Source organism: Peribacillus sp. NPDC097284, assembly GCF_044761765.1.
GTDB lineage: Bacteria > Bacillota > Bacilli > Bacillales > DSM-1321 > Peribacillus.
The window spans coordinates 225,341-238,085 of record NZ_JBIWCZ010000003.1 but is presented as its reverse complement, the minus strand read 5'-3'; the positions used below and the strand labels follow the sequence as shown (position 1 = coordinate 238,085).

11 protein-coding genes are annotated in these 12,745 nt (G+C 38.6%); 1 reads left to right on the top strand and 10 read right to left on the bottom strand.

Annotated features, from left to right (window positions below):
- Positions 1-29: 29 nt before the first annotated feature.
- From ACIQXU_RS09145 to ACIQXU_RS09115, 7 genes are all read right to left on the bottom strand, one after another.
- On the bottom strand, positions 30-461 hold the full coding sequence (locus ACIQXU_RS09145; protein ID WP_402988437.1) for a CBS domain-containing protein: 432 nt from the start codon (positions 459-461) through the stop codon (positions 30-32).
- 55 nt (positions 462-516) lie between these two features.
- Positions 517-1,353, bottom strand: coding sequence for an MBL fold metallo-hydrolase (locus ACIQXU_RS09140; protein ID WP_402988431.1), 837 nt, complete (start codon positions 1,351-1,353; stop codon positions 517-519).
- 102 nt (positions 1,354-1,455) lie between these two features.
- Entirely contained in the window at positions 1,456-2,436 is a 981-nt protein-coding gene (locus tag ACIQXU_RS09135) for an ABC transporter permease (RefSeq protein ID WP_402988426.1), read from the bottom strand.
- Positions 2,429-3,340: an ABC transporter ATP-binding protein gene (locus ACIQXU_RS09130; protein WP_402988420.1), complete on the bottom strand. Its 912-nt coding sequence runs from the start codon at positions 3,338-3,340 to the stop codon at positions 2,429-2,431. Before ACIQXU_RS09130 ends, ACIQXU_RS09135 begins: the two co-directional genes overlap by 8 nt.
- A complete protein-coding gene (locus ACIQXU_RS09125) occupies positions 3,337-4,134 on the bottom strand; it encodes a GDSL-type esterase/lipase family protein (RefSeq protein ID WP_402988417.1) in 798 nt (265 codons plus the stop codon). The genes ACIQXU_RS09130 and ACIQXU_RS09125 overlap by 4 nt, the downstream gene beginning before the upstream one ends.
- A 261-nt stretch (positions 4,135-4,395) precedes the next feature.
- Positions 4,396-5,571, bottom strand: a complete 1,176-nt coding sequence (locus tag ACIQXU_RS09120; protein ID WP_402868739.1) for an MFS transporter — start codon at positions 5,569-5,571, stop codon at positions 4,396-4,398.
- Between the two features lie 50 nt (positions 5,572-5,621).
- Positions 5,622-7,796 (bottom strand): PAS domain S-box protein, encoded by a 2,175-nt coding sequence (locus tag ACIQXU_RS09115; protein WP_402988413.1) that lies wholly within the window; start codon positions 7,794-7,796, stop codon positions 5,622-5,624.
- 357 nt (positions 7,797-8,153) lie between these two features.
- Between ACIQXU_RS09115 and ACIQXU_RS09110 the strand changes: the two genes are divergently transcribed.
- Positions 8,154-9,062: a YitT family protein gene (locus ACIQXU_RS09110; protein WP_402868742.1), complete on the top strand. Its 909-nt coding sequence runs from the start codon at positions 8,154-8,156 to the stop codon at positions 9,060-9,062.
- A 90-nt stretch (positions 9,063-9,152) separates the two neighbouring features.
- Here the strand turns inward: ACIQXU_RS09110 and ACIQXU_RS09105 are convergent, their stop codons facing one another.
- The 3 genes from ACIQXU_RS09105 to recQ all read right to left on the bottom strand — a co-directional run bounded on the left by ACIQXU_RS09105 (position 9,153) and on the right by recQ (position 12,649).
- Positions 9,153-9,347, bottom strand: coding sequence for a cold-shock protein (locus ACIQXU_RS09105; protein WP_402868744.1), 195 nt, complete (start codon positions 9,345-9,347; stop codon positions 9,153-9,155).
- An 841-nt stretch (positions 9,348-10,188) separates the two neighbouring features.
- The gene (locus ACIQXU_RS09100; protein ID WP_402868746.1) at positions 10,189-10,395 is read right to left on the bottom strand and encodes a cold-inducible protein YdjO-related protein; all 207 of its coding nucleotides are present in this window, start codon (positions 10,393-10,395) and stop codon (positions 10,189-10,191) included.
- A 133-nt stretch (positions 10,396-10,528) separates the two neighbouring features.
- On the bottom strand, positions 10,529-12,649 hold the full coding sequence (gene recQ, locus ACIQXU_RS09095; protein ID WP_402988409.1) for a DNA helicase RecQ: 2,121 nt from the start codon (positions 12,647-12,649) through the stop codon (positions 10,529-10,531).
- Positions 12,650-12,745 lie beyond the last annotated feature (96 nt).

Sequence of the window (12,745 nt, the reverse complement as noted above, 5' to 3'; positions counted from 1 at the left end):
GCGTTCCCGCTAGCAGAGTTCTTTTGTTTTTAATGTTGAATCTGATCTCGGTTCTCAGAAATAGAATGTAAAGCGATACCCGCTTCGGAAATTGTCTGGTGGTGAACGGCAAGGTCGCCCAAAGCGATAATACCAACCAATTTTTCCTTTTCTACAATCGGCAGTCTTCTTACTTGTTCACTCGCCATCAAATCCTCTGCTTCTTCCACTGACATATCCGGCGAACCCGTAACAAGGTCTGTGGAGATAATATCGGTGATTTTTGTTGAATTTGGTTTTTTCTCTGCGACAGAACGGGTAACAATGTCCCTATCTGTAATAACACCAATTAAACGATTGTTTTCTAAAACGGGAATAACTCCAACATTACCATCCTTCATTTTTAAAGCCGCTTCGTATACATTATCTTCAGCCGTACAAAAATCCACATCGGATGTCATAATATCTCTTATTTTCGTCATATAATTCCTCCATCTAAATGAGATCTTAATTTATTCGAAAAATAGTGTTTCTTATTTATTCTACGTATTCCCCGTAATCTGGCTTTGCAATAGAATCAAAGTTCCTTGCTAGGTTTGCTAAACCTTTCGTAAGTTCCTCTCCTTCAATCGGATAACCATGACCCGTTATCGCAAGCCTCGGCTTTAAATCAGCTAGGGTTAATACCGATTGTTTGGCTGCATCCCAATCAGTTGTCAAATAGCGTGGTGGACCAGTCAATTCTTTTTCCTGAGTGATGACTTTATAAAGGGAATCTTGTCTGACGTTAACAAAAGCATCACCCGAAATCAAGCTTCGATCGCCTTCTCTAAAAAGGGAAACATGCCCGGCTGAGTGTCCAGGAGTATGGATCCATTTCCAGTCGGGAAGTCCGGGAACACTATGGTCATCCGGCAGGGGCTGAACTTGCTCAGCCAAATCAATTCCCTCGTTTGGAAACATCCAAGATATCTTCGCGACCAAACCACCTTCCACCGTGGGATCAGGTTCTGGATAATTCTCTTTGCCGGTTAAATAAGGCATTTCATTTAGATGTGCATAGACCGGAACCTTCCACACTTTCAATAAATCTACTAGTGCTCCAATATGGTCGAAGTGTCCATGAGTGAGGATAATGGCCTCTGGAGGATGATTCTCACCATAAATCTCTTCAGCTTCTTTCTTGATCATATCTGCTGAACCGGCCATACCCGCATCAATCAGGACCCACTTCTTTTCATCTGGTGATCCTATGAACACGACATTCACAATTTGAATAGGAAAGCAATATAAATCCTTATTCACAAACTGACCTTTCCCACTGGATACTGATGTCATTGGAATGATTTTTTTGTTCAAATTATTATTATCCATAAGCCCCTCCACTTATTTATTTATTAAACGTTGCTTTCATTTAAAAGGATACCAACCTTTGAATAATAAAAACCGGCCTTGATGCAACAAGCCTGTCCTCGATTAAAAAACATCCTTCCGTGTAAATACCGAAAAAGATACAAGCAGGGCAATCGCCCACCAAGCAAGTAGGGTAATCATAGATGATGATAAGGTCATTCCCTCGATAGGAGGTGCTGTCCCACTAACATATGAGGTCAACTTTAAATTCACCATAAAGAAATATTTAGCCGATTCCCAAGAAGAAACCATGTTGCTTAAAATGGCTCCGGATATTAGGGAGGCGAGCATGATACCCATCCCTGCAGGTGTACTTCTAACTAGTACTGACAACATGAATGAAAGGGTTCCTACCACTACGGCCACCAGCCAGACTAGGCCCATATCCATCAAAAGGAATTTCCATTGTTGGACCATTCTTACCTGGCTTATATCCACTTCTCCGCCATTTATGCCAAAACCGGTAATGGTCGGCGCATTCCAGCCATGATACCCAAAAACAATACCTGATAAAAAATAAGCGAGAAAAGCGGTCATCGCCACTATCAAAGAAACAGCCAATAACAAAGTAATATATTTACTCAAAAGTATTTGCCATCGTTTCACAGGCCTAGTGAGCAAGAGTTTAATCGTTCCCTGACTACTTTCCGAGGATACGAGGTCACTGGCTACAATCATGATTAAAAGGGGAATGAATAGGTCTATTGAATTCTCCAAAAACATACGTGTAAAAGTTGCAGCCCCAGGTTCTGAAGGGTTAATGTCGTGGTCTAGATAATATTGCTGCTGTTTTAGGGTGACCTGAAGCTGCTCTCTCCATTCATCCAACATCCTGCTTGAGCTCAATCTGTTCTGAGTATCGATGATTTGCTGTTGAACTGCAGTACGCCAATCATCAGTACCTAACTTCTCTCTTTGCTCCTCCACTTGTTTATATTGTGCGTATGTAAACATCAACACTAGTATACCTACGATAATTCCAATGATGAGCAGCCGTTTCTTTGCCAATAACTTCATCATTTCATTTTGAATCAGGTTACTCAATTCCAGCACCCCCACTGGTTATTTGTAAAAATAACTCCTCCAAGGCTGGAAGTCTACGATTCATTTCAAGTACCTTCACACCCGCAACATTGAGGGCGGCATTCCATTCGGGAGTCCTATGTTCATCAAATTTTGTGACGATATAATCGTGTTCCATCTTTATGTCCGTAAACGCACTAAGGATTTCGCTTCCCTTTTGCAATGGCTCAACACGCCAAATCATCTTTTCCTGAGTCTTTAATAAATGTTCTACCGTATCAGTTTGGATGATTTCACCTTTTGTAATAATGGCCACCCGATCACAAAGAAGTTGTATTTCCCCCAGTAAATGGGAAGATACCAAAACACTCATGCCTTCTTCTTCTGCAAGTTTCCTAATGAACTGGCGCATTTCACGGATTCCTGCGGGATCAAGTCCATTTGTCGGTTCATCCAGGACCAATATTTTAGGTCTGTTTAGCATAGCTTGTGCTATACCAAGCCGCTGCCTCATACCTAACGAGTATGTCTTCACCTTTTCATGAATCCGAGCCTTAAGACCAACTAACTCAATGACTTCATTCATTCTTGATTCATCAACACCCGGTAGCATTCGTGCAAAATGGAGCAGATTGTCCCAACCACTTAAATATGGGTAAAGTTCTGGATTTTCTACTATACAGCCTAAATTCTTCATGGCTTCCGTAAAGTTTTTACGTACATCGTACCCACATATTTCAATGGAACCTGATGTTGGCTTAATTAGGCCAACCAACATTCTGATTGTCGTCGTTTTCCCGGCCCCATTCGGACCTAAAAAGCCGAATACTTCACCCTCTCTTAGCTCAAACTCTATTCCCTTTATGATTTCCCGCTTGCCAATCGTTTTTTTTAGATTCTTCACGCTCAATGTCACATTCCTCATTTTGCTTCCCCTTCCCATTGAATTAAAGGAGAGATCCTATCCGCGATCAAACGATACCCTTCCTTATTGGGGTGAAATCTATCCGAATACAAATACTCATTCACTGATAACTGAAATAAATCAAAAGTCGGTACGAATACGGCATTTTCATAGGTCGCAATCACCTCAGCTGTTTCGTTATTCCAATCCCGAACAATTTTATTTGTATCAAAGTCTTCATCCAATTCGATGAAGGGGTTGTACAAACCGACCATGAATATGGTGGCTGAATCATTTAATTTAGTGATTTCCTTTAAAGTCTCATTCAAATTTTTCAAATAGTCCTTTTGCAATTCACTGGTAACCTCAAGATCATAATCAAATAAGGTCTGACCTTGCTGAAAAAGATCATTCCCGCCGATTGTAATCATGATGACATCCGCTGACTGTATTTGGCGACCTATCTCCGATTGTTTCACCTGTTCAGCCAATTCTTTGGATACTTGCCCCTTTACTCCAAGGTTATGAACAAGGGGTTTGCTATTAAAGCGACTTTTCAAGTCTTCGACCACAAGGCCCACATAGCCTTTCCCTGTCTCATCGCCAGTTCCCCGAGTCAGAGAATCTCCTAAGGCCACTAAGGTGAAATCATCTGGAACATTTTTTTCTATTGATTTTGAATTTGCTTCTTTCAATTCCACTTCAGAGGATTTTTCTCCATAGTAATCGTAAAGTGTCCACCCTACACAAAACAGAAAAAACAGTCCGATAAGCGCTGCTATAATAGTTGTTGCAATAACCCTGACTTGGCTCAATCACATTCATCCTTCCGATGGTTTACTTAATTCCATTAAAACACATTATTTCCAATAATAAAAAGATGTCGACCCCGGTAACTAAACTGTCCGTTCTTTTTTTCATAAACGCATGACAACCATGAGCCGATTCCAGTAGGCTTCCACGGTAAAAACAAGATAACCTACCAACTAGCACCGTATTAAACTCAATGGATTAGCAAACAAAAAAAGACTTATTCACAAATGTGAGCAAGTCCTTTAAAAATTATAAATTCTTTACTATATGGGCTGACCTCCCGTCTTTCCCTCCATTATCATAAGCCATACCGTAAGTATGATACCAAGCACCGAAAGACTTCCAAAAAAGAGATAAACCATGTAAATACCTGATGTATCCATGATCATGCCACCGAAAAATGTACTGAACCAATTACCGAACCCGTTCCCTATCGCAGAATAAAGTGTGACTGCCGTAACGGTTATATGAACTGGTACAACCTCTTTAATATATTGCAGACCTGCTGGAATAAATAATCCAAGTGAAAAACCTTGCATGATAGATGAAATATAAACAATGGCTAAACCAGGTTCCATAAAATAGAGAACCCATCGGACCAGCGAGGCACCCCCTGCCAATAACGTGATTGGCAGCAACCCCCATTTATGAATCCAACTTCCTGCGAGACGTAAGAATGGAATTTCGGACAGCACCGCGAGCAGAAATGCAATGCCGATTCCTGTATAGGTTCCACCCCTAGCCTCCACGAATAGGCCATAATAGACGTTATTCGCCAGGTTGGGACCAAAAATCAGGAATGTTACGGCAAGAAAGACGACAAAACGTTTCATAATAAAAAGTTCCTTTATTCCACTGAAAAGCTTTGCTTTTTTTTGCGGTGACTCCTCGGGTAAATGCAGAGCTAGAAAAGCAGCAAAAAGAAGGCTGATAAAAAATACGTAGAAAATAACGGATGGGCCTATGAAAGTTTCCGATAACCTCCCCATCACAAAAACGGCAACTCCAAAACCAAGCGAACCATATAAACGGATTTTCCCATAATTCGCGTTGATACTCGTCGTATATTGCAAGGTGATGCTATCAGACACAGGGATAAGGGCACTTTGAAAAACTGCCAGTCCCACTGAGATGCATACTAAAAATAGAAAAGGTTCAAATAAAACATATCCTAACCCAAAAATTCCAGCAAATAAGGTAGTCAACGCCAGTATCCTAGTGGGTTTTCCAGTCCAGTCACAAATCAGTCCCCATATAGGTTGAAAAAAAATCATCACCAGTGGTCCAACAGACATGATGAACCCTATTTCAAATCCATTCAGTCCGACCTCATTAGCTAAATAGACACTTAAAAGTGGTGTCAAGCTACCTACCGCAAAAAAAGAAAGAAGATAAAACCCTTTTAATCGTGTTATATGAACCTTTTCAAGTTTATTCACTAAAATATCCCCCATGAAGTCATCTAAATACTATTACAAACACTAGACAGTTAGTCCCAGTTCCCTTTCTTGTTTCTTTCTTGCAACAACTCCAGAGGGAGGACAATGTTAAATACAGTCCCTTTATCAACTTCACTTTCTACAAACACTCGTCCTTGATGACTTTCAATGATTTTAAAGCTAACCATAAGACCCAGCCCATTCCCGGATTTTTTTGTAGTGAAAAACGGTTCACCCAATTTTCTTAATTGATTGGGAGGGATTCCTACTCCTGTATCTGTTATAGAAATATGAACCTTCCTTTCCCTTAATTCCATAGTGACCCTGATTTCTCCTCCTTGCGGCATCGCTTCCATTCCATTCTTAATGAAATTCAGAAAAACTTGTTTCAAACGATTTTCATCGCACTGAACATGGATTTCTTCTTGGAAACTAGTAAAGAAGAGTATAATATTTTTCTTCTTCGCATCATACTCAGTTAGCGAGATAACATTCTGTAAAATCGGGACGATATTCTTTGTTTTCAGATTCAAGGACTGTGGTTTTGCCAGATCCAAAAATTCTTCAATAATCTCATTTACCCGGTTGATTTCATCTAAAATGATATCCAAATATTCTTGTCGCTCACTATCCGTTTCATCTAATTGTAAGAATTCCGTATACCCTTTAATCGATGTAAGAGGATTTCTTACTTCATGGGCCACTCCTGCAGCCAGTTGTCCGACAGCTGCCAATTTATCCTGGCGATAAAGCATTTCTTCTGTTTGTTTTCGCTCTGTGATATCATAGCGAATCGCGAGAAATTGATAGGGTTTGCCTTCAACTGTATAAAAAGGGACAATCGTGGTATCCACCCAATAATAACTACCATCTTTCGCTCTGTTTCTAATTTCCCCTTTCCATACTTTGCCCTTATGTATGGTCTTCCACATATTCTCGAAAAACTCACTTGAATGATATCCGGAATTCACCATTTTATGCGTTTGTCCAATTAACTCGTTTCTCGTGTACCCAGAAATTTCAGAGAATTTTTCATTAACCTCGACGATGATTCCTTCATCATCAGTTACGGCCACGATAGACGATTGATTAATGGCATAGTACATATCACCCAATTCTTTAATAGAAACCTTTAAATCCTTCTCAGCCTTTTTCCGACTGGAAATATCAGATCGTATGGATATATATTGATATGGTTTTCCTTTCTTCATAAAGGGCACAATCGTGGTATCCACCCAATAGAGCTCCCCGTTCTTTGCCCGATTACATATCTCACCATGCCATGTCTGTCCATTACTGATCGTTTTCCATAGATTGAAAAAAAACTCTTTAGAATGATAACCCGAGTTAATGATTGAATGATTTCTTCCAATCAGTTCATGCTCTTCATATTGGGATATTTCAATGAATTTTTCGTTAACATAGGTTATGATGCCTTTTGCATCCGTAATAGCCACAATCGAGGATTGATCTAAAGCATAACGGATATCACTCACTTGGTTGTCACTCTTCACCAACCGTCTTGCAACAATTGTGCTCGAGCCAATTAAATTCGCTAGTATGAAAAGCGAAACAAAGCATACGAGATAAAGCATAAAGGGTGTTAATTGAGCGAGTCCTTTCATATTCACCATTTCTGGAGTAAGTGGAAGCCCTCTCAAAAAAAGAAAATGTCCTCCAATAATTGCTCCGCTCATAATGATCGTACTGACTGGTTTTAGGAAGGGTTGACTCCCTTTTCCATTATAAAATAATAGTGAAAATCCGCTTACAAACAACAAAAAAATTATAACTAGCGTACTACCTAACAACCATGGATTAAGTTCCAAGGACTTACTCAATGGATACAGGCCAATTAAATAATTTGATAAAAGAGCCATCGTAAACATAAAGCTACAGAAAACCATTTGCAACATGGAAGGGTTATGGGCAATGGCCAAAAGGCCAATCCCTACAAATATGGCTCCTAATATTAATGAAAGCATGATTAAGGAAAAGCTGTAAGCCGTAGTCCTGTCACTCTCATAAGTAAAAACATATACAAAATTCATCGTCCACATAGTCACTCCCATGGAGCAAGTACTTCCCAAATACAAAAGACGTTTATATTTTTCTGCCGAAATATATGTTGTCAGCAAATCCAAGGCGGTATAGCAAGCCATGAATGTCAGGAGTGCTGCAATTATAAATAGGATTGGATTGGATGATACAATTGATTGTTCCATTAACCTTCTCACCTCTATCGTTCTATTATCCTATATTGTAATGTAAATTTCGAATTGCTTAAAGACTTTTATTTCTATTTACCTGTCTTCCTGAGTTATTTAAAGTTATTTTCTGTATATTCAATAAATAAATCTTCGACAACTATGTAAAAAAATAATAGAATGACAAATATTTTTCCTATGTATCGAGTAAAATAAAAAGTGTTTATCAATCGTTCTCCTCCTGAGAACAATGATTACAATTCATGAGTACGTGCAAAACAAACTACGTTCGGAGAGCTTATTTCTTTTTTTAATCCCTTTTATACGTTTATAATTAAATAGAGAATATATATAAAAAGGAGTGGGGGCATGATAATGTCGGACCTAGCAAGCGCAAATACAGCCGAAATTATACAAAAGAAGACGCAGCATAAAAAACTGACGCGTAGGCAAGTTTTACAAAGAGGTCTACTCATAACGATTGGTGCCGTATTAATGGCTGTCGGCCTTGAGATTTTTCTTGTTCCGAATAACGTTATCGATGGAGGCATTACCGGTATTTCCATTATGTTATCTTATATCACCGGCATGAAACTTGGTATCTTTCTTTTTGTTTTAAACCTTCCTTTCTTTTTTATTGGATATAAACAAATCGGAAAAACCTTCGCTTTATCTACCCTATATGGAATATTAATCCTTTCTTTAACTACCACATTGCTTCATCATGTACCAGCTTTCACTCAGGATATTCTCCTTGCTTCAGCTTTTGGAGGCATGATACTTGGAATTGGGGTTGGAATGGTAATTCGGTATGGTGGTTCATTAGATGGAACTGAAATCCTTGCCATTCTAGCTAGTAAGAAACTTCCTTTCTCTGTTGGTGAGATTGTCATGTTCTTCAATTTATTCATCCTTGGCAGTGCAGGATTTGTTTTTTCCTGGGATCGTGCCATGTATTCGATTCTGGCTTATTTTGTAGCGTATAAAACGATGGATATCGTTATAGCCGGTTTGGATGAATCTAAATTTGTTTGGATTATCAGCGATGAGTTTTTGGATATAGGGGATGCAATCATGCATCGCTTAGGACGAGGCGTAACTTATCTAGCTGGAGAAGGCGCCTATTCAGGGGACGATAAAAAAGTTATATTCTGCGTAATAAACCGTCTTGAAGAAGCAAAACTTAAAGATATCGTAAAAAGTTTCGATCCTTCTGCTTTCCTTGCCGTCGGTGATATTGCCGAGGTTCGAGGTGGACGGTTCAAGAAGAAGGACATCCATTAAAAATATCCTTCTTACATTTGCAATATTCAGTTATGGTTATGCAGCAAAAAAAAGCTGAAGGGAAGAATCCCTTCAGCTTTTTTAATGGTATTAATAATTTCTCGGATTATTAATTGCTTGTAGCATTCTTGTACCTTGTTTCATTTTACTACCGCATAATGGGCAAAGGTGCTCATCATTGCTCGTAAAGTTATCCCGAATCCACCCTTTACAATCTTCTGATGTGCATTCCCAAACCTTAGTTTCTTCAGGAATGATTTCTTCCGTATTATTTCTTCTATACATGTATCTCACTCCTTAGATTTAAATTGACTTAGCACAGATTTTTTGTGCCGGTGCCATAAAGATAAAGAAGAATAGCTAGCGATTAATCTAAATAAATGTGAGTATAGCCCATTTACTTATCTAAGATTAGTTACTATACACTCAAGATAAATGAGTGGAAATAACAGGAGATCACAACCAATTTTAAATATCTCATTATACATTATAACATATTTCTTCATAAAATATTTAAGTAAAGCTTAGGATACCTACAATTCCAAATCCAAGTATTCACAATCCAGCCTTTGACTACCTCAGAGCTTGTAAAGACTGGACTGTATTCAAGAATCATCAATCATGATTCTTCCAGCTTGTTCGCTTAGTATAAAGTCGAATCAAGCATGAGAGTAATTTTAGTGCCATAACCTAAAACAATGAAAGCCCTGCCTCTCTCTCATCCATACGGCTCCTAGACCGTGCCTGTGAGAATCAGGTGAAAGCTGATAAGTACATGTTTATTAATTAAACCGTCCGTAATTCCAATTGGGAAAATTAAATCCAAAAGATAAATGGCTACATAGAAGTAAGTTAATGAAGAACAAAATGAATCGAGGAAAATACCTGGTGATTAAAACGTATTTCTTTCTAGTTGTTTTAACTTGTTTCTACTTCATCATAAAAACGATGAAAATTATTTTATTAATAAAAATGTATCTTTTAAATTACCCTCTTAGTGTTTTCTAATAACAACACTGAAATTTAATTATAGCACACGTTTCTTATGATGTAAAGAGTAGTTATTATATCTTGATGAAAGCCTAATTACATTCCCAAAATAAAAAGAGGTAAGTACTTACCCCTTTTATTTATACGCATTATATTCATTTTCAATTTTCGGAAGTTCTCTAACTTCTTCAATTAATTGACTTCCACACATTGGACAATCATAGTTTACTGAGGCAAAGTCCTTCCTCATCCAGCCATTACAATCCGCTGATCCGCACGCATATACAATAGTATCTTCCATTATGATTTCTGGTTCCTCTGAATTCTTTTTGCCAAAATACATGAGCAACCTCCTTTTTCAAATTACACACCAAGTTTTAAGCCAATGAACTTTTCGGCTGTTTTACTTCTATAGTATACGTATCAAATCAACTTCTTATTTATCCAGCGCTAAAAAATAACCATTATTTGATCAATTAGTTAGCTAATGTGGCTTTTACCATGATCGCTTTTATCTGAAAGTATGAAAAATGCTCGGGAAGGGCCTCTTTAAGAGGTTTTAGCTTTCCGGAATCAAGTTGTTTAGCAGTTTCCAGTACTAAATCGTACTCTTCTTGATTGAAGAAACCCTCCCATTTGATATCCATTTGTTCTTCCGCACACTTTAATAAATGATTTTCGATGGAAATTGTAGACAGGCCTCTTATCGTTGCAATTTCTTTGATTGACTTTCCTTCTTGATATAAACGATAACTTTCGATATGTGAAGGTCCTGTACTGCTTTTCGTCGTTTCTTTTTTATATATTCTATTCGACTCAATGTCAGGATGTGCTTGTAAATAATTCGAAACTACCTCTAAAAATGTCCTACCAAAACGATCGTATTTTTGTGAGCCCACGCCTTTAACCTCAAGGAAATCTTGTTCTGTCACAGGTAACCTTGTTGCCATATCCTTTAAAGTGGCATCCGAAAAAATAATGAATGGCGGCACATTTTCCGTACTTGCGATGTCTTTTCTTACACGTCGTAATTCTTCAAACAAACCATGATCCACATTAATGCTGGTGACTTGTTTCACTTCTTTGCGTAGCACTTGCTTCTGATTTAGCAACACTTCCCTACCAGCATTTGTTACTTTAAGAACAGGAAATTGCCCACCTGTCATTTCGATAAATTGCTTGGCGGTCAAAAAATCTATGAAATCGGCAACATCTTTAGCTGACTGATTATTGATAATTCCATATGTCGAGAGCTTATGGAATCCAAATTGTTCTATCTTTTTGTTTTTTGAACCTGTAAGCACTTGACTGATCATCGTCTTACCGAACCTTTCCCCCATTCGCAACATGCACGAAAGGACCATTTGCGCCTGAGTTGTCACATCTACGGCATCACGTTTATCCGTACAGTTTTCACAATGACCACAATCTTCCGGATTCTCTTCACCAAAGTATCGAAGGATAAATGCTTGTAAACACCCTTCTGTAAAACAATAATCCTTCATCCTATTCAGCTTCTTCAGTTCTTGGGCTTGCCATTCTTGAGAGGGATTGGATTGGTCGATTAAGAAACGCTGAATCTGCATGTCTTGAGGTGAATAAAGCAGAATACATTCACTATCCAATCCATCACGTCCTGCACGACCTGCTTCTTGATAATAACTTTCCATATTCTTCGGCGTTTGGTAATGGATGACATAACGAACGTTTGATTTGTCAATGCCCATACCGAAAGCTGAGGTTGCAATCATCAAAGATATATCGTCACGAATGAATAGCTCCTGTTGTTCAGATCGATCATGTTCATTCATTCCAGCATGATAACGCCCTGTTTTAATACCCGCTTTGTTGAGTTTGGCATGTAATGAATCGACTTCTTTTCTTGTTGCAGCATATATAATACCGGACTCATTTTTATTCTTCTCAATATAACGCATTAAATATCGACTGCGGTTCTCTTCCTTGACGACGGAAAAAAATAAATTTTCCCTAGCGAATCCTGTGGATACCGTATGGTTTGCAGTAATTCCCAATGACTGACAGATATCTTCTGTTACATGCGGGGTTGCTGTCGCTGTTAAGGCAAGAATGGTCGGAGCAGTCGGCATTTCTTTCAAAAAGGTTTTGATTTTTAAATAACTTGGTCTAAAATCATGACCCCATTGAGAGATGCAGTGAGCTTCGTCTATCGCGACCATCGATATATCCACACTAGCCAGATCCCTCTGAAAAATATGGTTTTCCAATCGTTCCGGTGCCAGGTATACCAGCTTGTACCTTCCCTGCTTAATATCTCTCATCCTATTGGAAGCTTCCGTACCAGATATGGAGCTGTTGAGAAAAGTGGCATCGATGCCGTTTTGTTCGAGGGCATCAACCTGATCTTTCATCAAGGAGATTAACGGGGATATAACGAGTGTGACGCCTGGCAAAAGTAGGGCTGGAATCTGGTAGCAAATTGACTTTCCTCCTCCAGTCGGCATAATTCCAGCTGTGTTTATTCCATCTAAGACTTGCTCGATAATCTTTTCTTGGCCTGTCCTGAATGATTCATAACCAAAATACTGCTGTAAATATTCGCGTGCTTTTTCTATCAAAGTGTGACTCCCCCAATTGACTATTGTTTTAATATCTCTATTGTACTCGTTTTTTTCATACACCAAAAGAATAAAAAATAGACACAGATATTATCT

Coding starts and splice junctions, on each gene's coding strand:
- ACIQXU_RS09145 (WP_402988437.1), bottom strand. CDS start 461: ATGACGAAAATAAGAGATATTATGACATCCGATGTGGATTTTTGTACG.
- ACIQXU_RS09140 (WP_402988431.1), bottom strand. CDS start 1,353: ATGGATAATAATAATTTGAACAAAAAAATCATTCCAATGACATCAGTA.
- ACIQXU_RS09130 (WP_402988420.1), bottom strand. CDS start 3,340: ATGAGGAATGTGACATTGAGCGTGAAGAATCTAAAAAAAACGATTGGC.
- ACIQXU_RS09115 (WP_402988413.1), bottom strand. CDS start 7,796: ATGGAACAATCAATTGTATCATCCAATCCAATCCTATTTATAATTGCA.
- ACIQXU_RS09110 (WP_402868742.1), top strand. CDS start 8,154: ATGTCGGACCTAGCAAGCGCAAATACAGCCGAAATTATACAAAAGAAG.
- ACIQXU_RS09105 (WP_402868744.1), bottom strand. CDS start 9,347: ATGTATAGAAGAAATAATACGGAAGAAATCATTCCTGAAGAAACTAAG.
- ACIQXU_RS09100 (WP_402868746.1), bottom strand. CDS start 10,395: ATGTATTTTGGCAAAAAGAATTCAGAGGAACCAGAAATCATAATGGAA.